This is a genomic window from Streptomyces sp. NPDC004667, from assembly GCF_040609475.1.
GTDB lineage: Bacteria > Actinomycetota > Actinomycetes > Streptomycetales > Streptomycetaceae > Streptomyces.
In genome coordinates this window covers 64,023-84,686 of record NZ_JBEXKC010000002.1, presented here as the reverse complement: position 1 = coordinate 84,686, position 20,664 = coordinate 64,023, and the positions used below count along the sequence as shown (strand labels likewise).

The following is a 20,664-nucleotide window of genomic DNA, read 5'->3' as shown; positions in this document are numbered from 1 at the left end:
CCGCCCCCGCGGTCGCTCGACCGGGATCGACTACTTCTCGTCCTGGTAGCACGGCTGGTCGCCGCTGAGCAGACGGAGCTTGAGGTCGGGCAGGGTGAAGGTACCCGCCGTCGTCGCCCACGCCTTCTGACGCACCTTCGTCAGCACGGCCTTCTTGGCGCGCTGCGAGAACAGGGCGCCGTTGGCCACCGTGTTGGCCTGCGGTGCGGTCGGGTGGTCCTTGTCGGCCGCGTCGCCCACCGCGACACCGATGTCCAGGTCGGTGAACGTGGCGTCGGTGTCGAGCTCGGCGACATCCAGGTAGATGTTCGACGCGACGGCCGGCGTGCCCTTGTTGCCGGTCTGGAGCCTCATCGTGATGGGGCCCAGGCCGGGGATCGGGGTGACCAGGGACTGGCACATGTTGGTGATCTCGGCGCGGCGGAATCCGGAGATGGTGACCGGGTGGGCCGCCTCCTTGCCGTCCAGGCCCTTGCCCTTGGCGACGCTGCCGTACTGGAGCAGGTCGTCACCGTCGAGCTTGTCGGCCGAGACCTTGAAGTCCTGGCCCGAGACGCTGAAGGACGCCGCGAGGGCTCCCTGCGCCAGACCCACACCGACCGCGGCCGTGGCCGCGATGCTCGGCACCATGACGAGCGCGAAGCGCTTCCATCTGGTCCCGCCACGAACCTGAGAACTCATATCGTTCCTCCTTCTCGGACGTACATCTCCGGTCCGGGCCGTGCCCGTCCTGGGATGGGAGAAGTGCTACGTCCTCGGGAAGGAGCGCAGGAGGCCGGGTATGGCTGGGCCACGTCCCGTACACCGGCGATCACCCCCGAGCGACAACCACTGGGCCACGCGTTCGCGCAACCTGGAGGACAGGCTCCGCCGGGTGTGGTGGAGACCCCCCTGTCCCACGGCCGGTGCCACTGCCACCGGCCGGCCCGGTGGGGACCCTCCACCGCGGCTCCGGATGAGCGGCTCTGCGGGAAGGACCGAGCGTCGCCGATCGTGGTCCATTCGCGGCCGGGGCACAAGGGGGTTCGTTACTGGCGGGTAACGGCTGGATAACCGGGGTGCGACCCGGCGCCGTCGAGTGGCCACACAGGGTGTCACCCAGGGCCACGACAGAAGGGGAGAAGAACGAACCAACCGGACAGTTCACGGGGTTCGCTTTACTGCGAGTAACAGCGGCCGCGATTACCAAGTTTTGGTAAAGCGCGGCCGCTGTTTATCTACGTGTCAACAAATCGTCGGCACCCGGAGGGGCGCCCGGCACCTGCCTAGAACAGCACGCGCGCCAGCGCGGTACGGGCGGCGGCGACCCGCGGGTCGTCCGCGCCGATGACCTCGAAGAGCTCCAGGAGCCTGACCCGCACGGAGTCCCGCTCGTCACCGAAGGTGACCCGGACGGTGTCCACCAGGCGCCCGAAGGCGTCGGCGACGTGCCCGCCGGCCAGGTCCAGATCGGCCGCCGCCATCTGCGCTGCCGGGTCCTTCGGGTTGGCGGCCGCCTCGGCGCGCACGGTCTGCGGGTTCAGGTGCTGCACCCGGGCCAGCAGCTCGGCCTGGGCCAGGCCCAGCTTCGCCTCGGTGTTGGCCGGGTCGTCGGCGAGCACGTTCTTGTACGCCTGCACGGCCCCGCCCAGGTCACCCGCGTCCAGCGCGACGACGGCCGCTTCCAGCAGGGCGTCGTACGGACCGGCCGGCTCGGGGGCCCGCTCGGCCGCCGCGCCCTCCGCACCGGGGTCCACCTGGAGGCCGATGAGGCCGAAGCGCTCCTCGGCGACCTGGACCAGCTGGGCGAGGGTCTCGCGGATCTGCTGCTCCGGGGCCACGCCCTGGAACAGCGGCAACACCTGGCCGGCGACGACGGCGAAGACGGCCGGGATGCCCTGGATACCGAACTGCTGCATCAGCATCTGGTTGGCGTCGACGTCGATCTTCGCCAGGACGAAGCGGCCGTTCGCCTCGGCGGTCAGCCGCTCCAGGAGCGGGCTGAGCTGCTTGCACGGCTCGCACCACTCGGCCCAGAAGTCGAGGACGACCGGGACCTCGTTGGAGAGCTGGAGGACGTCGCTTTCGAAGCCGGCCTCGTCGACGTCGATCACGAGCGCGGACGGCGGTACGGCGCCACCGGGCACGGCGCCCGCTCCGGCGCCGCCCTGCCGGGCGGCCTCCGCACGCGCCTGCTCGGCCTTGGCCTTGGCCTCGCCGGCCGCCTTCACCGCGGCGAGGTCGACGACGCCGCTCATGGACATGTTTCTGGGCTGCATGCGTACATCCTCCCCCGTGTGCGCGCGCCGACGAAAAGGATCCCGAAAGATCGTCCCGCTGATCGGTCGAACCGTTGTGCGGCGCCGGGTCCCCACCTGGCGCCAGTAGCCTTCGCGTGGTTGTCGCTCTTTCGCTACGAGCCGTAGCGTAACTCCCCCGCGCCCCGGGCGCCCCGTGATCTGAACCACAGCGAACGACCCCCCGCCGGTTCCGCTACTGGCGGGTATGGTCTCGGCCATGCGCAACCCCAGCCCTTGTACGAGCCCCCCGCGTACGAGCCCCCCACCCGGCCGCACCGGCCGTCCCCGCAGCGCGGCGGCGGACGCCGCGATCCTCGCGGCGACCCGGGACGCGCTGGTGGAGCTGGGCTGGTCGAAGCTGACGATGGGGGACGTCTCGGCCCGCGCGGGCGTCGCGAAGACCACCCTCTACCGGCGCTGGGCGGGCAAGAGCGAGCTGGTCGTGGACGCGGTCGCGGAGCTGTTCGACGCGCTGGAACTCCCGGACCGGGGCTCGCTCGAAGCCGACATCGAGCACGTGGTCCTGCAGTTCGCGCAGCTGCTGCGGCGCCCCGAGGCGCGTACCGCCCTGATGGCCGTGGTCGCCGAGTCCACCCGGGACGAGGCGCTGCGGGGGCGGATCCGGTCGGCGATCGTGGACCGGCAGAAACGTCTCGTCGTACTGGGTCGCGAACGGGCCCAGGCGCGCGGAGAACTTCCGTACGAGGAGGACGAGGCCCTCTCCGGCCTTGCCACGGACCTGATCTTCGACGTCATCGCGGGCACGGTGGTGCACCGCGCCCTGGTCAGCTGCGAGCCGGTGGACGAGCTGTGGGTGTCCGCCTTCACCTCGCTGCTGATGCACGGCCTGCGGGGCGCCGCTTCCGCCTGAGGCCCCACCCGTCCGGCCCGCCGGCCGGCCCGGCCCCGGCCCCGGCCCCGGAGACGCGGAAGGCCGGCCACCTCCCCCGCCGTGCGGCAGGGGTGTGACCGGCCTCCCGGAGCGTCCGTCAGAAGCCGGGCGGCTCGGTGTAGGTGCCCCACTCCTCGCGCAGGACGTTGCAGATCTCGCCGAGCGTGGCCTCGGCCCGTACGGCGTCCAGCATGGCCGGGATCATGTTCGAACCGTCGCGGGCGGCCGCCAGCATCTCGTCGAGCGCGGCGCCCACCTTGACGTCGTCGCGGCGGCCCTTGCGCGCGGCCAGCTCCTGGACCTGGACCCGCTCCACCTCGTGGCTGACGCGGAGGATCTCCAGGTCGCCGGTGACCGAGCCGTGGTGGACGTTGACGCCGACGACCCGCTTGTCGCCCTTCTCCAGGGCGCGCTGGTACTGGAAGGCCGACTCGGCGATCTCCCCGGTGAACCAGCCGTCCTCGATGCCGCGCAGGATGCCCGAGGTGATCGGCCCGATCGGGTGCTGCCCGTCCGGGTGGGCGCGCAGGCCGCGTTCCTTGATCTGCTCGAAGATCTTCTCGGCGTCGGCCTCGATGCGGTCGGTGAGCTGCTCGACGTACCAGGAGCCGCCCAGCGGGTCGGCCACGTTGGCGACGCCGGTCTCCTCCATCAGCACCTGCTGCGTGCGCAGCGCGATCTCGGCGGCCTGCTCGCTGGGGAGCGCGAGGGTCTCGTCGAGGGCGTTGGTGTGCAGGGAGTTGGTGCCGCCGAGGACGGCCGCGAGGGCTTCGACGGCGGTGCGCACGACGTTGTTGTACGGCTGCTGGGCGGTGAGGGAGACACCGGCCGTCTGGGTGTGGAAGCGCAGCCACATGGCCTTGTCGGACTTCGCCCCGTAGACCTCCTTCATCCAGCGGGCCCAGATGCGGCGGGCGGCGCGGAACTTGGCGATCTCCTCGAAGAAGTCGAGGTGCGCGTCGAAGAAGAAGGAGAGGCCCGAGGCGAAGTGGTCGACGTCCAGTCCGCGGGAGAGGCCGAGCTCCACGTAGCCGAAGCCGTCGGCGAGGGTGTAGGCGAGCTCCTGCGCCGCCGTGGCCCCGGCCTCGCGGATGTGGTAGCCGGAGACGGACAGCGGCTTGTAGGCCGGGATGCCGTTCGCGCAGTACTCCATGAGGTCGCCGATGAGGCGCAGGTGCGGCTCGGGTTCGAAGAGCCACTCCTTCTGGGCGATGTACTCCTTGAAGATGTCGGTCTGGAGCGTGCCGTTGAGCACGGCCGGGTCGACGCCCTGGCGCTCGGCGGCGACCAGGTACATGCAGAAGGCGGGTACGGCGGGTCCGGAGATGGTCATCGAGGTGGTGACGTCGCCGAGGGGGATGTCCTTGAAGAGGACCTCCATGTCGGCGGCGGAGTCGATGGCCACGCCGCAGTGGCCGACCTCTCCGAGGGCGCGGGGGTCGTCGGAGTCGCGGCCCATGAGGGTGGGCATGTCGAAGGCGACGGAGAGGCCGCCGCCGCCGGCGGCCAGGATCATCTTGTAGCGCTCGTTGGTCTGCTCGGCGTTGCCGAAGCCGGCGAACTGCCGGATGGTCCAGGTCCGGCCGCGGTAGCCGGTGGCGTGCAGTCCGCGGGTGTAGGGGTACTCCCCGGGCCAGCCGATGCGCTCGAATCCCTCGTACGAGTCACCGGGGCGGGGCCCGTAGACGGGGTCGACGTCATCTCCGGAGAGCGTCGTGAAATCGGCCTCGCGCTTGCGGGCCTTGTCATACCGGGCCTGCCAGCGTCGGCGGCCCTCCTCGATGGCGTCAGCGTCCATACCCACGAATTTACTAGGACGTCCTAGTAAATGTCGATGGGAAACCCCGGGGAGTCCTTCCCCGGGGCGTCCGGCCGAGTGGGGCTCTAGGCCTTCGCGGGCGCGAGGGCGTCCTCGACCAGCGGCTCGACGTCGGCGCGGACGGTGCGCTCGACGAAGAAGGCCGCCAGCGGGATGGTCCCCGACGCCAGCACCCACAGCAGCTTGCCGAAGGGCCACTTCGCCTTGGAGCCCAGGTCGAAGGCGAAGACCAGGTAGATCATGAAGAGCACACCGTGGACCTGCGAGACCGCCAGGGTCAGGTCGGCGCCGGTGTCGAAGCCGTACTTGGCCACCATGCAGGCACAGAGGATCAGGAGCATGACCGCGGTCACGTAGGCCATGACGCGGTAGCGGGTCAGCACGCTTCGTTTCATGGCCACGAGCCTAACCGTCCGTTTTGCGCGATCTTGACGCGGCCCCGGCACGGGGCTGGTTCTCCTCGAAGTCCGCGGCCGCCACCCGCAGCGGACGCAGCAGCGCGAAGATCTCCGCGCACTCCTCGGCGTCGTACGCGCCCAGGCCGAAGTCGATGCCCATCAGGTCCTTCGTCGCCGCCTCGACGACCTCACGGCCCTTCTCCGTGATGGACGCGAGCGTGCCGCGGCCGTCCTGCGGGTTGGGGCGCTTGGCCACCAGGCCGGACCGCATCAGCCGGTCCACGGTGTTCGTCACCGAGGTCGGGTGGACCATCAGGCGCTCGCCGATCTTCGACATCGGGAGCTCCCCCGCCTGGGAGAAGGTCAGCAGCACCAGCGCCTCGTAGCGGGCGAAGGTCAGGCCGTACGGCTTCACCACCGCGTCGACCTCGGCCAGCAGGATCTGGTGGGCCCGCATGATCGAGGTGATCGCGGCCATGGAGGGCACGGGACCCCAGCGCCGGCGCCAGAGTTCGTCGGCGCGGGCGATGGGGTCGAAGGGGAGGCTGAGCGGCTTGGGCATCCACCAGACCCTACCGGGCGGTCATTTGGCGGTCAGCCCCGTCTCACTCCTCGGCCCGGGGCGCGCGGAGCGCACGGGGCGCACCGGACGCGCCGGGCGCGGTGGCGCGCAGCCCGGAGAGCAGGAGCAGGACGACGGCCGTGCCGAGCACGGCGGCGCCGGTGACCACCACGTGCGCCGGGAGGAACTCGGCGGCGCCCCCGGCGAGCGCCATGCCGACGCCCTGGAGGGTCATCAGGCCGGTGCTGAGCAGGGTCATCACCCGGCCGCGCAGCGCGTCGGGGACGGCGTCCACGTACATCCGGTCGAGGCCGACGGTGTGGGCGTGGGTGAGCCCGGACAGGAGCAGCGCCCCGAGGAGGACGGGGGCGCCGGGCCGGACGGCGTAGACGAGGAGCGGGAGGAACGCGACGGCGGCCAGCGGGGCGGTGATCCGCGAGCGCGTCCGCGGGGTGAGGGCCGAGCCCGCCCAGAGTTCACCGGCGACGGCGCCGACGGGCAGTGCGCACATGAGCACCCCGAGGGTGGCGGTGCCGGCCCCGATGTCGTGCGCGTACGGCGTCAGGAGGGCCTCGGGCACGACGGCGAAGGCGGGTGGCAGCCAGCACAGCAGGGTCAGGACGCGCAGCCGCCGGTCCCCGAACACGGCGCGGAGCCCGTCGAGGGGGGACGCGCCGACGCCGGCTCCGGCGGTGGCGGCACGGGCGGGCCGGTCCCGGGTGCCGAGGCGCAGCAGCAGCGCGGAGGCGAGGAACCCCGCCGCGGTGAGGGCGATCGCCCCGCGCGGGGCGAGGAAGGTGAGCAGGAGCCCGCCGAGGCCGAAGCCGGCGAGCTGGGCGCCCTGGGAGACCATGCGCAGCAGCGAGCGGCCCAGGACGAAGGCCTCGCCGGTGCCGAGGATGTCGGCGAGGGAGGCGCTGCGGGCGCCCTGGAACAGCGGGGCGACGAAGGCCATGGCGCAGCGCAGGACGAGGATCCCCGCGACGGGCGTGCCCGGCCAGACCATCGCCGCCGCGCAGCCGGCGCACAGCAGGTCGCAGGCGACGAGGACCCTGCGGGCGGGGTGGCGGTCGGCGAGGGGCGCGAGGAGGGTGCCGCCGAGGGCGTACGGGAGGAAGCCGAGGGCGAAGGTGAGCGCGCTCATCAGGGCGGAGCCGGTGGCGCGGTAGACGAGGACGGTGAGGGAGATCTCGGCGATGACGACCCCGAGCAGCGACAGCAGGTGCGCGAGGAACACGAACCGGAACTCCCGGACCCGGAACACCACCCGGTACCCGTCGCCCTGACGCCGCCGCACGGACCCGGCGCTGGCGCCGGGGGCGGGGGCCGGGGCGGGTGCGGGTGCGGAGCCGGACGCGGGCGGCGGGGCGGGGGACGGAGCCGGTACGGAGCCCGGACCGGAGCCGGACGCGGGGGCCGGGGCGGAGCCGGACGCTCGGGCGGGTACGGAGCCGGACGCGGGGGCCGGACCGGAGCCGGACGCGGGGGCCGGGGCCGGTGCGGCGCCCTGCGCCGCGGGGGGCCGGACGGGATCGTGGGGCGGCGCTCCGGCCGGATCCGGGTCGGTGGGAGTGGACATGGGGGTCAGCCTCGGCCCGCCTAAGGTGGGCCGGTAGACATTCGGCACCGGGCGAATCGAAGGGGCGGCCATGCGGAACCACTTCCGCTTCGGCCCGGCCGACCTGCTGCGCTGCCGCTTCGGGATCTCCCCCCGCTGGGAGACGCAGGAGGCGGTACGGGTCCTGATGCGCCCGGACCGGCAGGCGTACCACCTGCCCTGGCTGAGCCGGATCCGCTCCGCCGCGGCCGGCCTGGACCTGCGTCCGCTGTGGCTGCTGATGCCGCGCCGTGGGCACCACCCCGACCTGCTGAGCCCTCCCCCGACGGGCCCCTCCCCGGCCTTCGAGGAGGAGATGGCCCGGGTGCGCGCGGCGGCCGGGGACCCGGAGGCGGCCCACGAGGACCTGCGCCGCTCCCTGGCCTGCACCCCGGGCGCCCTGGAGAGCGCCGCCGGGCGGCGGATGCTGGCGGATCCGGGCCGGGCGGTGGCGGAGCTTGCCGATCTGACCGAGGCGGCCTGGCGGGCCCTGGTCGCCCCGCACTGGCCCCGGCTGCGGGCCCTGCTGGAGGCCGACGTCCTGTTCCACTCCCGGCGGCTGGCGGCGGGCGGGCTGGAGGCGTTGTTCGACGGCCTCCACCCCGATCTGCGCTGGGACGGCGGGACGAACACGCTGACCGTCGAGCGACGGACCCACCACGACCGCGAACTCGGCGGCCAGGGGCTGCTCCTGATGCCGAGCGCCTTCGTCTGGCCTGAGGTGGTCGGCGGCTACGACCCCCCGTGGCAGCCCACGCTGGTGTATCCGGCCCGGGGCATCGGCGCCCTGTGGACGGCCTCGGACGGACCGGCCCCGAGCGCGCTGGCCGGGCTGTTGGGCCGGGCCCGCGCCGAGGTGCTGTGCGCACTGCACGAGCCGGCCTCCACGACGGCCCTCGCACACCGCCTGGGCCTGGCGCCCTCGACGGTCTCGGCCCACCTGAAGGCGCTGCGCGCGGCGGGGCTGCTGATCCCGTCCCGCCACGGCCACCAGGTCCTCTACGAACGCACGCCCCTGGCCATCGCACTGGCGACGGGCTGCGCCCCGTAGCCGACGCGTCGCGGCGCCCGGCCTCCGGCGCGGAGGGTGTCAGCCCTCGGCGAGGTGCCGTTCCACCGTCTCGATCTTCGAGGTCATCCCGTCGGTGACGCCGGGCCGGATGTCGGCCTTGAGGATGAAGGACACCCGCGGGGCCTTCGCCTCGACGGCGGCCACCGCGCGCCGGACGACGTCCATGACCTCGTCCCACTCGCCTTCGACGGTGGTGAACATGGCGTCGGTGCGGTTCGGCAGCCCGGACTCGCGCACCACGCGGACCGCGTCGGCGACGTACTCGCCGACCTCTTCACCGACCCCCAGCGGGGTCACCGAGAACGCGACGATCACGCCTGGGCCGCCTCACGGGCGCGGGCCGCGATGACGCTGTCGGCCTCGTCGCGCTTGAGCAGCTTGTCCCCGTACAGGCCGCCGAAGGGCAGCAGTGCGAACAGGAAGAACAGGGCCACCTTCTTGGCCGGCCACTTCGCCTTGTTCCACACGTCGAGCAGGAAGATCGCGTAGATCACGAACAGGATCCCGTGCAGGATCCCGAGCGGCATCATCAGGTAGTCGATGTCCGACACCCGGCTGAGCACCGAGCCGAAGATCAGCAGCGCCGGGAACGACAGGGCTTCCGGAACGGAGATGAGGCGCAGCCGGTGCAGGGCGGAAGCGGTCTTGATGTCCACGTGGAACCTTCGCGGGTGGAGGCCGGGGGTCCGTCCCAGTGTCTCAGCCGTCACGGAAGATCTTGTGCCGGGTCCCCCCGGATCCCCCGGAGTCGGGAGAGTGTGGCGCATATCGGCCACGGGACCCTGTTCGGGCCCGCCCGCTGCCGATACCTTCGTCCCCGTGGCTCAGTTCCGACTCCAAGGCAGCAAGGTGCTCGCCGTCGACCTGACCGGTGACGCCGTGAAAGCGAAGAACGGCGCCATGGTCGCGTACGACGGCCAGATGGCCTTCAAGAAGATGACCGGCGGTGGCGAAGGCCTCCGCGGGATGGTGACCCGTCGCCTGACGGGCGAACAGATGACCGTGATGGAGGTGCAGGGGCACGGCACCTGCTACTTCGCGGACCGGGCGAGTGAGATCAATCTGGTCAATCTGCGCGGCGAGAAGCTCCACGTCGAGTCCAGCAACCTGCTGTGCACCGACGCCGGCCTGCGCACGGGCACCACGTTCACCGGCCTGCGCGGCGCGAGCACGGGCAACGGCCTGTTCACGACGACGGTCGAGGGCTCGGGCCAGGCGGCGATCATGTCCGACGGCCCGGCGGTGGTGCTGCGCGTCAGCGCCCAGTACCCGCTATCGGTGGACCCCGGCGCGTACATCGCGCACACCGGGAACCTCCAGCAGTCCTTCCAGTCCGGCGTGACCTTCCGCACCCTGATCGGCGAGGGGTCCGGAGAGGCCTTCCAGATCCGCTTCGAGGGCGAGGGCCTGGTCTACGTGCAGCCCAGCGAGCGCAACACCATCGGGGGCGACGTCTGATGCCGTTCCGCGAGATCAACTCGAAGATGATCGAGGCCCAGGTCATCCCCGGGCAGCGGCTGTACAGCCAGCGCGGGGCGATGCTGGCCTACCGCGGCGACGTCTCCTTCACCCCGAGCCTGACGGGCGGTCAGGGCGGCGTGATGGGCATGATCGGGCGCCGGGTGGCGAACGAGCAGACGCCGCTGATGGCCGTGGAGGGCAGCGGCACCGTGATGTTCGGCCACGGCGGCCACCACGTCCAGGTCGTCAACCTCTCGGGCGAGACCCTCTACGTGGAGGCCGACCGGCTGCTCGCCTTCGACGGCACCCTCCAGCAGGGGACGATGTTCATGGGCTCGCAGGGCGGTGTCATGGGCATGGTGCGCGGCCAGGTGACCGGCCAGGGCCTGTTCACCACCACCCTCAAGGGCCACGGCGCGGTCGCCGTGATGGCCCACGGCGGAGTCCTGGAACTCCCCATCACCCCGAACAGGCCGGTCCACGTCGACCCGCAGGCGTACGTGGCCCACCACGGGGACGTCAGGAACAAGCTCTCCGCCGCCCTGGGCTGGCGGGACATGGTCGGCCGCGGTTCGGGCGAGGCGTTCCAGCTGGAGCTGTCCGGCCAGGGCGCCGTCTTCGTACAGGCCTCGGAGGAGAAGCTGTGAACTTTGGTCCCGTGACCGGCGGACCGGGCGGCCCGACGGTCTTCGACCCGCACTCCCTGCCCTCCGACGACAACGTGAACTCCTACACCTTCTGCGTGGAGCTCAAGGGGAGCCAGTGGTTCCTGCAGAAGGGCAAGATGATCGCCTACTACGGGCGCATCGAGTTCAACGGCATCGGCAACGGCCGCTTCGACCGGCTGCTGCGCACCAGCTTCCACTCGCCCCTGCACGCGAGCGACTGGGTGGTGGCCGAGGGGCAGGGCAAGATGCTGCTGGCCGACCGCGCCTTCGACGTGAACTCGTACGACCTGGACGACGGCAACCTGACCATCCGGTCGGGGAACCTCCTCGCCTACCAGCCCACGCTCGCCCTCAAGCAGTCCATCGTCCCGGGCTTCCTGACGCTGATCGGAACCGGGAAGTTCGTGGCGGCGTCCAACGGACCGGTGGTGTTCATGGAACCGCCGCTGCGCGTGGACCCGCAGGCCCTGGTGGGCTGGGCGGACTGCCCGTCCCCGTGCCACCACTACGACCACGGATACATGACGGGCGTGATGGGCGGACTGCGCTCGCTCACGGGACTCGGCGGCACCTCGGGAGAGGAACACCAGTTCGAGTTCGTCGGGGCGGGGACGGTGCTGCTCCAGTCGTCGGAGATGCTGATGGCGGAGCACTCGGTGGGCGCGGTGGGCGCCGGTGCGGCCACGGGCAATGCCCAGGGCGTTCCGGGGGCCGGCCAGAACCCGCTGGGTCAGCTGGGCGTGCCGCGGATGCCGGGGCAGCTGGGCGACCTCCAGCGGCGACTCGGACTGTGAGACTCCGCACATCTTCCTATTTTTGTACGTAATTCAACTTCTTAGGTAGAGTTCATTCATGGAGACCATCGAGACCGAGACGGCCACCCGCTGGCTGACCGACGCCGAGCAGTGCGCCTGGCGCACCCATCTGGACGTCAGCAGACTGCTGATGCACCAGCTGGAAAAGGATCTCCAGCCCTTCGGGCTCACCAACAACGACTACGAGATCCTCGTGAACCTCTCGGAGTCGGACGGCCACCGGATGCGCATGAGCGATCTGGCCACTGCCACGCTGCAGTCCAAGAGCCGGCTGTCCCACCAGATCACCCGCATGGAGACGGCGGGCCTGGTGCGCCGGGTGAACTGCGAGTCCGACCGCCGCGGCCTGTACGCGGTGCTCACGGACGAGGGCATGGACACCATGCGCAAGGTGGCCCCGCACCACGTGGCATCGGTGCGGGAGCACTTCATCGACCTGCTGCCGCCGCCGGCCCTGGCGGCCCTGCGCGAATCGCTGCGCCCCGTCGCGGAGCACCTGCGCGAGAACCGCGGGAAGGTGTAGCCGGATCCCTCCGCGCCCCGGCCGGCGCCGGACCTCCGCCGCGCCGGGCCGGACGAGCGGCCGCAGAATGGGCGGGTGACACCGGCAGGTACCGCTCACCGCCGGCCGCCCCCGGCCGGCCGAGGAGGTCCAGCGATGAAGCGCACCCCGTACGTCCCGGCAGCCGCGGCCGCGGCCCTTCTGCTCGCCGGTCCGGCCGCGGCCCAGGCTGCCGCCGGCCCGGCCGGGGCCGCCGTGCGGTCCGCCCCGGCGGCCGCGCACCCCGCCGCCGCCCGGGCCGACGTCGACGCGGCCGCGGCCGCCGCCGCGGCCCTGAAGAAGTACCCGGGCTACGTCGAGTCCCTCGACCAGGACGGCACCGTCTGGCACGTCAACGTGGTCGGCAAGAACGGCAAGAGCAACTCCGAGGTCCTGGTGAGCTCCTCCGGCGCCGCGAGCCGGGCCAACCAGGACAACGACCAGGACGCGGGCGAGTACAAGACCCTGATCGCCGCCAAGGTCGCCGCCGCCAAGGCGATGAAGGCGGCGCTGGCCGCCCACCCCGGCAAGGTCGTGTCCCTCGACTGGGACGACCAGAACGACAACGGCGTCGCCGACCACTGGTCGGTGCAGATCAAGCCCGCGAAGGGCGCCACCCGGGACGTCGGCATCGACGCCACGACCGGCAAGGTGGTCCCCGCCGACTCCGGCAACGACAGCGGCGACGACGGCGACAACGGCTGACGCGCCCGGAACGCGCTGCGGGGGCGGCCGCCACCCGGCCGCCGCCCCCGCACTCCGCACTCTCCCCGGGCCCCGGGCCCGGGCCCCGCTCAGCCCTCCGCGAGGCCGTCCAGCAGGGCGTCCGCCGCCGCGTACGGGTCCAGCTCGCCCGCGGCGACCCGTACGGCCAGCGCGTCGAGCCGCGCGTCCCCGTGCAGGTCGGCCAGCCGGCCGCGCAGGGTGGTGATCGCGATCGTCTCCACCTCGCGGGCCGCCCGCGCCGCGCGACGCCCGTCCAGCACCCCGTGCTCGTCCATCCAGGCCCGGTGCTTCTCCAGCGCCTCGACCAGCTCGTCGATGCCCTGCCCGCGCGCCGCGACCGTCTTGACGATCGGCGGCCGCCAGCCGTCCGGTCCCCGGGACTCGCCGAGCCCCAGCATGTGGTTGAGCTCCCGGGCCGTCGCGTCCGCGCCGTCCCGGTCCGCCTTGTTCACCACGTACACGTCGCCGATCTCCAGGATTCCGGCCTTCGCGGCCTGGATCCCGTCGCCCATCCCGGGGGCCAGCAGCACCACCGAGGTGTCGGCCTGCGAGGCGATCTCCACCTCGGACTGACCGACGCCCACCGTCTCGACCAGGATCACGTCGCAGCCCGCCGCGTCCAGCACCCGGATCGCCTGCGGGGCGGCCCAGGCCAGACCGCCGAGGTGCCCCCGGGTCGCCATCGAGCGGATGTAGACCCCCGGGTCGGAGGCGTGGTCCGACATCCGGACCCGGTCGCCGAGGAGCGCCCCGCCCGAGAAGGGCGAGGACGGGTCCACGGCCAGCACGCCGACCCGCTTGCCGGCCTTGCGGTAGGCCGTGACGAGCGCCGAGGTCGAGGTCGACTTGCCGACGCCGGGCGAGCCGGTCAGACCGACCACGTACGCGCCGCCGGTCAGCGGGGCCAGGGCGGCCATCACCTCGCGCAGGTGCGGGGACGCCCCCTCGACCAGTGAGATCAGCCGGGCCACGGCCCGCGGCCGGCCCTCGCGGGCCTGCGCCACCAGCGTGGGGACGTCCACCGTCGCCATCCGCGCGCCTACGCCTTCGGGACGCGGATCACGAGGGCGTCGCCCTGGCCGCCGCCACCGCACAGCGCCGCCGCGCCCACGCCGCCGCCCCGGCGCTTGAGCTCCAGCGCCAGGTGCAGCACCACGCGGGCACCGGACATGCCGATGGGGTGCCCCAGGGCGATGGCACCACCGTTGACGTTCACCTTTTCCGGGGTCACGCCGAGGTCCTTCATTGACTGCACGGCGACCGCCGCGAAGGCCTCGTTGATCTCGATGAGGTCCAGGTCGGAGACCTCCAGGCCCTCCTTCTCCAGGGCGTGCAGGATCGCGTTCGAGGGCTGCGACTGGAGGGAGTTGTCCGGACCGGCCACGTTGCCGTGGGCGCCGATCTCGGCGATCCACTCCAGGCCCAGCTCCTCGGCCTTGGCCTTGCTCATCACGACCACGGCGGCGGCGCCGTCGGAGATCTGCGAGGAGGTGCCGGCGGTGATCGTCCCGTCCTTGGCGAAGGCCGGCCGCAGCTTGCCGAGCGACTCCACGGTGGTCTCGGCGCGGATGCCCTCGTCCGCCGTGAACAGCACCGGGTCGCCCTTGCGCTGCGGGATCTCGACCGGGGTGATCTCGGCCTCGAAGACGCCGTTCTTCTGCGCGGCGGCGGCCCGCTGGTGGGAGGCGGCCGCGAACGCGTCCTGCGGGGCGCGCTCGATGCCCAGCCGGGTGTTGTGCTTCTCGGTGGACTCGCCCATCGCGATGTTCTCGAAGGCGTCGGTGAGGCCGTCGTGGGCCATCGCGTCCAGCATCCCGATGGCGCCGTACTTGAAGCCCTCGCGGGACTTCGGCAGCAGGTGCGGGGCGTTGGTCATCGACTCCTGGCCGCCCGCGACCACGATGTCGAATTCGCCGGCGCGGATGAGCTGGTCGGCCAGCGCGATCGCGTCGAGGCCCGAGAGGCACACCTTGTTGATGGTGAGCGCGGGCACGTTCATCGGGATGCCCGCCTTGACGGCGGCCTGGCGGGCCGGGATCTGGCCCGCGCCGGCCTGGAGCACCTGGCCCATGATCACGTACTGGACCTGGTCGCCGGAGATGCCGGCCCGTTCCAGCGCCGACTTGATGGCGAATCCGCCGAGGTCGGCGCCCGAGAAGGACTTCAGCGAGCCGAGCAGGCGCCCCATGGGCGTGCGGGCCCCGGCGACGATCACTGAAGTGGTGTTGTTCGTTCCGGACATGAGGCACAGCCCCTTGGATGAGGAGTGAACGAGGGTTTACCTGAATGTACTGAGCAGTACCCGCCCCGTCACCGGGCAGTCGGTGTGATCGCTGGCACGTTGCGTAACCACCCTCCGCGGCGGTGGACTGGACCCATGCTGACAAGAATCGACCACATCGGGATCGCCTGCTTCGACCTCGACAAGACCGTCGAGTTCTACCGTGCCACGTACGGCTTCGAGGTGTTCCACACCGAGGTCAACGAAGAGCAGGGCGTACGCGAGGCCATGCTCAAGATCAACGAGACCTCCGACGGCGGAGCCTCCTACCTCCAGCTCCTGGAGCCCACCCGCGAGGACTCCGCGGTGGGCAAGTGGCTGGCCAAGAACGGCGAGGGCGTCCACCACATCGCCTTCGGCACCGCGGACGTCGACGGCGACTCCGAGGCCATCCGCGGCAAGGGCGTACGGGTCCTCTACGACGAGCCGCGAACCGGTTCCATGGGCTCCCGGATCACCTTCCTCCACCCCAAGGACTGCCACGGAGTCCTCACCGAACTGGTCACGTCAAACCCTGATCACTGATGCCCCCATTCCCCGGCCGGTAGAGTGGCACTGGCTCGGCCGGGGTTCGGTGCGGAGACGGGGTCGGGGCCCGAACCCCTGCCCCGGTATCTGACACCATTCCCCGGGGGCGTCGTTCAGCGGGCGAGCGATGCTCAATTGGGAGTGAGCTTGCGACCAGGGGACGGATGGGACCGCGCTGTGCGGGGCTACGAAAGCCAGGAGAGCCATCAGGCCGAAGCCGACCATCTCTCGCGCTTCGAGGCCGAGATGGAGCGGCTGAAGAAGGAGCGTGGGAAGGCCGTCCAGCACGCGGAGGACCTCGGCTATCAGGTCGAGGTGCTGCGCGCCAAGCTCCATGAGGTGCGCCGCAATCTCGCGTCCCGCCCCGCGTACGACGGCGCGGACATGGGGTACCAGGCGGAGCAGCTGCTCCGCAATGCCCAGGTGCAGGCAGACCAGATGCGCTCCGACGCCGAGCGCGAGCTGCGCGACGCCCGGGCCCAGACCCAGCGCATCCTCCAGGAGCACGCCGAGCACCAGGCGCGCCTCCAGGCCGAGCTGCACTCCGAGGCCGTCAACCGGCGCCAGCGCCTGGACCAGGAGCTCAACGAGCGCCGCCAGACCGTCGAGGCGCACGTCAACGAGAACGTCGCCTGGGCCGAGCAGCTGCGCGCCCGGACCGAGTCCCAGGCCCGCCGGCTCATGGACGAGTCCCGCGCCGAGGCCGAGCAGGCGCTGAACGCCGCCCGCGCCGAGGCCGCCCGGACCGTGGAGGAGGCCCGCCGCCGGCTCGCCGCCGACACGGAGGCCACCCGCACCGAGGCCGAATCCACGCTGCTGCGCGCCCGCAAGGAGGCCGAGCGGCTCCTCTCCGCCGCCTCGGCGCAGGCCCAGGAGGCCACCGAGCACGCGGAGCGGCTGCGCAGCAGCACCAGTGCCGAGGCCGAGCAGACCCGGCAGCAGACCCTGGACCTCGGCCGGGTGGCCGAGGCACGGGTGCAGGAGGCCGACGGGGCGCTGCGCGCGGCCCGCGCGGAGGCCGAGACCCTGCTCGCGGACGCCAAGGAGAGCGCCGCCCGGCAGCTCGCCTCGGCGGAGTCCGTCAACGAGCAGCGCACCCGCACGGCGAAGGAACAGGTCGCCCGGCTGGTCGGCGAGGCCACCAAGGAGACCGAGGCCCTCAAGACCGAGGCCGAGCAGGCGCTGGCCGACGCCCGCGCCGAGGCCGAGCGGCTGCGCACCGAAGCCGGCGAGCAGGCCCGTACGGCCGCCGCCGAGGACACCGCGGCGCAGCTGGCGAAGGCGGCCCGCACCGCCGAGGACGTGCTCAACAAGGCCTCGGAGGACGCCCGGGCCACCACCCGTGCCGCGTCCGAGGAGGCCGAGCGGATCCGCCGCGAGGCGGAGTCCGAGGCCGACCGGCTGCGCCTGCAGGCGGCGGCCACGGCCGACGAACTCAAGGGCGCCGCGAAGGACGACACCGAGGAGTACCGGGCCCGTACCGTCGAACTCCAGGAGGAGGCCCGGCGGCTGCGCGGCGAGGCGGAGCAGCTGCGCGCGGAGGCCGTGGCCGAGGGCGAGCGGATCCGCGGGGAGGCCCGCCGCGAGGCGGTGCAGCAGATCGAGGAGGCGGCCCGGACCGCCGAGGAACTGCTGGGCAAGGCCAAGGCGGACGCGGACGAGCTGCGCGGCGGCGCGAGCGCCGAGAGCGAGCGGGTCCGCGCCGAGGCCGTGGAGCGGGCGACGACCCTGCGCCGGCAGGCCGAGGAGACCCTGGAGCGCACCCGCGCGGAGGCCGAGCGGCTGCGCGCGGACGCCGAGGAGCACGCCGAGGCCCTGGCCGCCGAGGCGGACGCGGCCGTGCGGGCGCGGCGCGAGGAGACCGAGCAGGCCCTGGCCGCGAAGCGGGCGGAGGCCGACCAGGAGCTCGTACGCCTGCACACGGACGCCGAGGGACGGCTGACGACGGCGGAGCAGACGCTGCGCGACGCCCGCGCCGCGGCGGAGGGCATCCGCAAGGAGACCACCGAGGAGAACGACCGGCTGCGCGCGGAGTCGGCGGAGCGGATCCGCACCCTCCAGGCCCAGTCGGAGGCGGAGGCCGAGCAACTGCGCACGGAGGCCGCGCAGGACGCGGGCCGGGTCCGCGCGGAGGCCGAGCAGGTGTCCGTGCGGCTGCGCGCCGAGGCGGAGACCGAGTCGGAGCGGCTGCGCGCCGAGGCGCAGGAGACCGCGGACCGGCTGCGCGCCGAGGCCAAGGCGGCCGCCGAGCGGGTCGCGGCGGAGGCCGCGGAGGCCCTCGCGGCCGCCCAGGAGGAGGCCGCGAGGCGTCGCCGGGAGGCCGAGGAGACCCTGTCGGCGGCCCGTACGGACGCGGGCAACGAGCGGGCGCAGGCCCGTGAGCAGAGCGAGGAACTGCTGGCGCAGGCGCGCAAGCGCTCGGAGGAGGCGCAGGCCGAGGCGGTCTGGCTGACCGAGGAGGCGGAGAGCCGCGCCGCGGAGCTGGTCGCGGCGGCGGAGGCCACCGCCCAGCAGGTGCGGGACTCCGTGGCCGGCCTGCACGAGCAGGCCGAGGAGGAGGTCGCAGGACTGCGCAGCGCGGCCGAGCACGCGGCGGACCGTACGCGTACGGAGGCCGAGGAGGAGGCGGACCGGGTCCGCGCCGACGCCCGCGCGGACCGCGAGCGGGCGGCCGAGGACGCGGCGCGGCTGCGCAGCGAGGCCCGTGTCGAGACGGACGCGGCGAAGTCCCTGGCGGAGCGCACGGTCGGCGACGCGATCGCCGAGGCGGAGCAGCTGCGCGCCGATACGGCGGAGTACGCGCAGCGGGTGCGCACGGAGGCGACGGACGCCCTGGCGGCGTCCGAGCGCGACGCGGCGCGGACCCGGGCGGACGCCCGCGAGGACGCGAACCGGATCCGCGGCGAGGCGGCGGAGTCCCTGGAGTCCTCGCGCGCCGAGGGCGGCCGGATCGTCACCGAGGCGACGGCGGAGGCGGAGCGCCTCACCGAGGAGACCCTGGCCGCGAACGCGCTGACGGTCGACGAGGCACGGGCGGAGGCCGAGCGGCTGACCGCCGAGGCGGAGCAGGCGGCCGAGGCCACCCGCGCCGAGGCCGCGGCGACCCTGGACGAGGCCCGCACCGAGGCGGGCCGGCTCCGTACGGAGGCCGCCGAGCAGGCGGACCGGCTCATCACCGAGGCCACCGCCGAGGCGGAGCGGCTCACGGAGGAGACCCGTACGGCCAACGAGCTGACGGTCGGCGAGGCGCAGGAGGCGGCCGACGCGCTGCGCGCCGAGGCGGCGGACACGCTCGACGAGGCCCGCGCCGAGGCCAACCGGCTGCGTACCGAGGCCGCCGAGCAGGCGGACCGGCTCATCACCGAGGCCGCCACCGAGGCGGAGAAGCTCACGGCGCAGGCGGCGCAGACGCTGGCCGCGGCCGAGCGGGATTCGGCGAGGATCCTGGTCGACTCCCGTGCCGAGGGCGACCGGCTGGTCGAGGAGACCCGCGCGGCCAACGAGCTGACGGTCGGCGAGGCCGCGGCGGAGGCCGAGCGGTTGCGCACCGAGGCGACGCAGACCCTGGACGAGGCCCGTGCGGAGGGCGGCCGGATCATCGGCGAGGCCACCGCGGAGGCGGAGCGCGTCACGGTCGCGGCGAACGAGACCCTGGCGGGTGCGGAGCGGGAGGCCGAGCAGACGCTCGACGAGGCCCGCACCGAGGCGGGCCGGCTCCGTACGGACGCCGCCGAGCAGGCGGACCGGCTCATCACCGAGGCCATCACCGAGGCGGAGAAGCTCACCGAGCAGACCCGCAAGGACAACGACCGGACGGTCGGCGAGGCCCAGAACGAGGCCGAGCGGCTGCGCGCCGACGCGGCGGAGGCGCTGGCCTCGGCGCAGGAGCACGCGACGCGTACCCGGTCCGAGGCGGAGCGGGTCAAGGCGGAGGCGGCGAGCGACGCGGAGCGCACGCGCACCGAGACCCGTACGGAGTCGGAGCGGCTGCTGGACGAGGCGCGCGAGGGGGCCAACAAGCGCCGTACCGAGGCCGCGGAGCAGGTGGACCGGCTGATCACGGAGGCGGCGGCGGAAGCCGAGAAGCTCACCTCCGAGGCGGGTCTGCAGGCCCTCGCCGCCACCACGGCGGCCGAGGAGCAGGCCGACGCGATGGTCGACGCGGCGCGCAAGGAGGCCGCGCGGATCACCTCGGAGGCGACCGTCGAGGGCAACTCCATGGTGGAGAAGGCCCGTACCGACGCCGACGAGCTGCTGGTCGGGGCGCGTACGGACGCCGCTGCCATAAGGGAGCGGGCGGAAGACCTGCGCGGCCGGGTGGAGTCCGAGGTCGAGGAGCTGCACGAGCGCGCCCGCCGGGAGTCTGCGGAGCAGATGAAGTCGGCCGGCGAGCGCGTGGACAAGCTGGTGCGCGCGGCGACGGAGCAGAGCGTCGAGGCGGAGGCCAAGGCCAAGGAGCTGGTGTCGGACGCGAGCAGCGAGGCGAGCAAGGTCCGCATCGCGGCGGTGCGCAAGGCCGAGGCGCTGCTCAAGGAGGCCGAGCAGAAGAAGGCGGACCTGTCGCGGCAGGCCGAGAAGGCGCTCGCCGAGGCACAGGCGGAGGCCGAGCGGCTCGTCGACGAGGGCCGTCGTGAGCTGGAGGTCCTGGTGCGCAGGCGCGAGGACATTCAGGCGGAGATCTCCCGTGTCCAGGACGTTCTTGAGGCGTTGGAATCATTCGAGGCACCTTCGGGTGGCGGAAAGCCCGCATTGGGTGGCCAGGGCACGGGGGGCGTGAAGGCCGGGGCAACAGCGGGTTCCACTCGTTCGGGTGGCAAGACGTCAGAGGGGTAGCCAGAACAGAAGATGTGTGCTTCTGAGGGAGGTTCAGGCGAAGGAGTGACAAGCATTCTGCCGTCTTGCCACTCAAAAGGGGGGTCATTGTCCAGGGCAAACCCGGATTGACTCGATGACACGCCGCCCGGGCGCCTAGGATTCCCCTTAACACCTCACGTAGCACCTCATCGGTCTCATTCGACAGGAACC

At 72.8% G+C, this 20,664-nt stretch carries 19 protein-coding genes; 9 read left to right on the top strand and 10 right to left on the bottom strand.

What is annotated here, in order from left to right:
• Window positions 1-30 precede the first annotated feature (30 nt).
• A complete protein-coding gene (locus ABZW32_RS01505) occupies window positions 31-681 on the bottom strand; it encodes a DUF6230 family protein (RefSeq protein WP_356209694.1) in 651 nt (216 codons plus the stop codon).
• Window positions 682-1,265: 584 nt separating this feature from the next.
• A complete protein-coding gene (locus tag ABZW32_RS01500) occupies window positions 1,266-2,258 on the bottom strand; it encodes a tetratricopeptide repeat protein (RefSeq protein WP_356209692.1) in 993 nt (330 codons plus the stop codon).
• Window positions 2,259-2,496: 238 nt separating this feature from the next.
• On the opposite strand from ABZW32_RS01500, the gene ABZW32_RS01495 reads away from it, so the two are divergent.
• Window positions 2,497-3,150 carry a TetR/AcrR family transcriptional regulator gene (locus ABZW32_RS01495; RefSeq protein WP_356209689.1) on the top strand — a complete coding sequence of 218 codons (654 nt, stop codon included), beginning with the start codon at window positions 2,497-2,499 and terminating at the stop codon, window positions 3,148-3,150.
• 118 nt (window positions 3,151-3,268) lie between these two features.
• On the opposite strand, the gene ABZW32_RS01490 is transcribed toward ABZW32_RS01495, so the two are convergent.
• The 4 genes from ABZW32_RS01490 to ABZW32_RS01475 form a co-directional block, all read right to left on the bottom strand.
• Complete coding sequence (locus tag ABZW32_RS01490; protein ID WP_356209686.1) at window positions 3,269-4,969, bottom strand: methylmalonyl-CoA mutase family protein; 1,701 nt, start codon at window positions 4,967-4,969, stop codon at window positions 3,269-3,271.
• Window positions 4,970-5,055: 86 nt separating this feature from the next.
• Window positions 5,056-5,385, bottom strand: a complete 330-nt coding sequence (locus tag ABZW32_RS01485; protein WP_030235898.1) for a DUF3817 domain-containing protein — start codon at window positions 5,383-5,385, stop codon at window positions 5,056-5,058.
• A 10-nt stretch (window positions 5,386-5,395) separates the two neighbouring features.
• Window positions 5,396-5,950, bottom strand: coding sequence for a MarR family transcriptional regulator (locus ABZW32_RS01480; protein ID WP_356209683.1), 555 nt, complete (start codon window positions 5,948-5,950; stop codon window positions 5,396-5,398).
• Window positions 5,951-5,993: 43 nt separating this feature from the next.
• Window positions 5,994-7,529 (bottom strand): MFS transporter, encoded by a 1,536-nt coding sequence (locus ABZW32_RS01475; protein ID WP_356209680.1) that lies wholly within the window; start codon window positions 7,527-7,529, stop codon window positions 5,994-5,996.
• A 70-nt stretch (window positions 7,530-7,599) separates the two neighbouring features.
• On the opposite strand from ABZW32_RS01475, the gene ABZW32_RS01470 reads away from it, so the two are divergent.
• Window positions 7,600-8,598: a DUF5937 family protein gene (locus ABZW32_RS01470; protein WP_356209678.1), complete on the top strand. Its 999-nt coding sequence runs from the start codon at window positions 7,600-7,602 to the stop codon at window positions 8,596-8,598.
• A 39-nt stretch (window positions 8,599-8,637) separates the two neighbouring features.
• On the opposite strand, the gene ABZW32_RS01465 is transcribed toward ABZW32_RS01470, so the two are convergent.
• Together ABZW32_RS01465 and ABZW32_RS01460 are read right to left on the bottom strand one after the other, a co-directional pair.
• Window positions 8,638-8,934, bottom strand: a complete 297-nt coding sequence (locus ABZW32_RS01465) for an MTH1187 family thiamine-binding protein (protein WP_356209676.1) — start codon at window positions 8,932-8,934, stop codon at window positions 8,638-8,640.
• Window positions 8,931-9,275: a DUF3817 domain-containing protein gene (locus ABZW32_RS01460; RefSeq protein ID WP_356209673.1), complete on the bottom strand. Its 345-nt coding sequence runs from the start codon at window positions 9,273-9,275 to the stop codon at window positions 8,931-8,933. Before ABZW32_RS01460 ends, ABZW32_RS01465 begins: the two co-directional genes overlap by 4 nt.
• 163 nt (window positions 9,276-9,438) lie before the next feature.
• Here ABZW32_RS01460 and ABZW32_RS01455 point away from each other — a divergent pair, with 163 nt between their 5' ends.
• From ABZW32_RS01455 to ABZW32_RS01435, 5 genes are all read left to right on the top strand, one after another.
• Window positions 9,439-10,077, top strand: a complete 639-nt coding sequence (locus ABZW32_RS01455) for an AIM24 family protein (RefSeq protein WP_356209670.1) — start codon at window positions 9,439-9,441, stop codon at window positions 10,075-10,077.
• Window positions 10,077-10,727: an AIM24 family protein gene (locus tag ABZW32_RS01450; RefSeq protein WP_356209668.1), complete on the top strand. Its 651-nt coding sequence runs from the start codon at window positions 10,077-10,079 to the stop codon at window positions 10,725-10,727. Before ABZW32_RS01455 ends, ABZW32_RS01450 begins: the two co-directional genes overlap by 1 nt.
• 11 nt (window positions 10,728-10,738) lie before the next feature.
• Window positions 10,739-11,542, top strand: coding sequence for an AIM24 family protein (locus ABZW32_RS01445; RefSeq protein ID WP_356209963.1), 804 nt, complete (start codon window positions 10,739-10,741; stop codon window positions 11,540-11,542).
• 67 nt (window positions 11,543-11,609) lie between these two features.
• Window positions 11,610-12,086 carry a MarR family transcriptional regulator gene (locus ABZW32_RS01440; RefSeq protein ID WP_356209960.1) on the top strand — a complete coding sequence of 159 codons (477 nt, stop codon included), beginning with the start codon at window positions 11,610-11,612 and terminating at the stop codon, window positions 12,084-12,086.
• 135 nt (window positions 12,087-12,221) lie between these two features.
• Window positions 12,222-12,809, top strand: a complete 588-nt coding sequence (locus ABZW32_RS01435) for a PepSY domain-containing protein (protein WP_356209667.1) — start codon at window positions 12,222-12,224, stop codon at window positions 12,807-12,809.
• 89 nt (window positions 12,810-12,898) lie between these two features.
• Here the strand turns inward: ABZW32_RS01435 and meaB are convergent, their stop codons facing one another.
• Window positions 12,899-13,861 carry a methylmalonyl Co-A mutase-associated GTPase MeaB gene (gene meaB, locus ABZW32_RS01430; RefSeq protein WP_356209664.1) on the bottom strand — a complete coding sequence of 321 codons (963 nt, stop codon included), beginning with the start codon at window positions 13,859-13,861 and terminating at the stop codon, window positions 12,899-12,901.
• 8 nt (window positions 13,862-13,869) lie between these two features.
• Window positions 13,870-15,072 (bottom strand): acetyl-CoA C-acetyltransferase, encoded by a 1,203-nt coding sequence (locus tag ABZW32_RS01425; protein WP_356209662.1) that lies wholly within the window; start codon window positions 15,070-15,072, stop codon window positions 13,870-13,872.
• A gap of 135 nt (window positions 15,073-15,207) precedes the next feature.
• Here ABZW32_RS01425 and mce point away from each other — a divergent pair, with 135 nt between their 5' ends.
• Window positions 15,208-15,636 carry a methylmalonyl-CoA epimerase gene (mce, locus tag ABZW32_RS01420; RefSeq protein ID WP_356209660.1) on the top strand — a complete coding sequence of 143 codons (429 nt, stop codon included), beginning with the start codon at window positions 15,208-15,210 and terminating at the stop codon, window positions 15,634-15,636.
• A 180-nt stretch (window positions 15,637-15,816) separates the two neighbouring features.
• Window positions 15,817-20,472, top strand: a complete 4,656-nt coding sequence (scy, locus tag ABZW32_RS01415) for a polarized growth protein Scy (RefSeq protein ID WP_356209658.1) — start codon at window positions 15,817-15,819, stop codon at window positions 20,470-20,472.
• Window positions 20,473-20,664: the final 192 nt, after the last annotated feature.

Coding starts and splice junctions, on each gene's coding strand:
- ABZW32_RS01505 (WP_356209694.1), bottom strand. CDS start 681: ATGAGTTCTCAGGTTCGTGGCGGGACCAGATGGAAGCGCTTCGCGCTC.
- ABZW32_RS01500 (WP_356209692.1), bottom strand. CDS start 2,258: ATGCAGCCCAGAAACATGTCCATGAGCGGCGTCGTCGACCTCGCCGCG.
- ABZW32_RS01495 (WP_356209689.1), top strand. CDS start 2,497: ATGCGCAACCCCAGCCCTTGTACGAGCCCCCCGCGTACGAGCCCCCCA.
- ABZW32_RS01490 (WP_356209686.1), bottom strand. CDS start 4,969: ATGGACGCTGACGCCATCGAGGAGGGCCGCCGACGCTGGCAGGCCCGG.
- ABZW32_RS01485 (WP_030235898.1), bottom strand. CDS start 5,385: ATGAAACGAAGCGTGCTGACCCGCTACCGCGTCATGGCCTACGTGACC.
- ABZW32_RS01480 (WP_356209683.1), bottom strand. CDS start 5,950: ATGCCCAAGCCGCTCAGCCTCCCCTTCGACCCCATCGCCCGCGCCGAC.
- ABZW32_RS01475 (WP_356209680.1), bottom strand. CDS start 7,529: ATGTCCACTCCCACCGACCCGGATCCGGCCGGAGCGCCGCCCCACGAT.
- ABZW32_RS01470 (WP_356209678.1), top strand. CDS start 7,600: ATGCGGAACCACTTCCGCTTCGGCCCGGCCGACCTGCTGCGCTGCCGC.
- ABZW32_RS01450 (WP_356209668.1), top strand. CDS start 10,077: ATGCCGTTCCGCGAGATCAACTCGAAGATGATCGAGGCCCAGGTCATC.
- ABZW32_RS01435 (WP_356209667.1), top strand. CDS start 12,222: ATGAAGCGCACCCCGTACGTCCCGGCAGCCGCGGCCGCGGCCCTTCTG.
- meaB (WP_356209664.1), bottom strand. CDS start 13,861: ATGGCGACGGTGGACGTCCCCACGCTGGTGGCGCAGGCCCGCGAGGGC.
- ABZW32_RS01425 (WP_356209662.1), bottom strand. CDS start 15,072: ATGTCCGGAACGAACAACACCACTTCAGTGATCGTCGCCGGGGCCCGC.
- mce (WP_356209660.1), top strand. CDS start 15,208: ATGCTGACAAGAATCGACCACATCGGGATCGCCTGCTTCGACCTCGAC.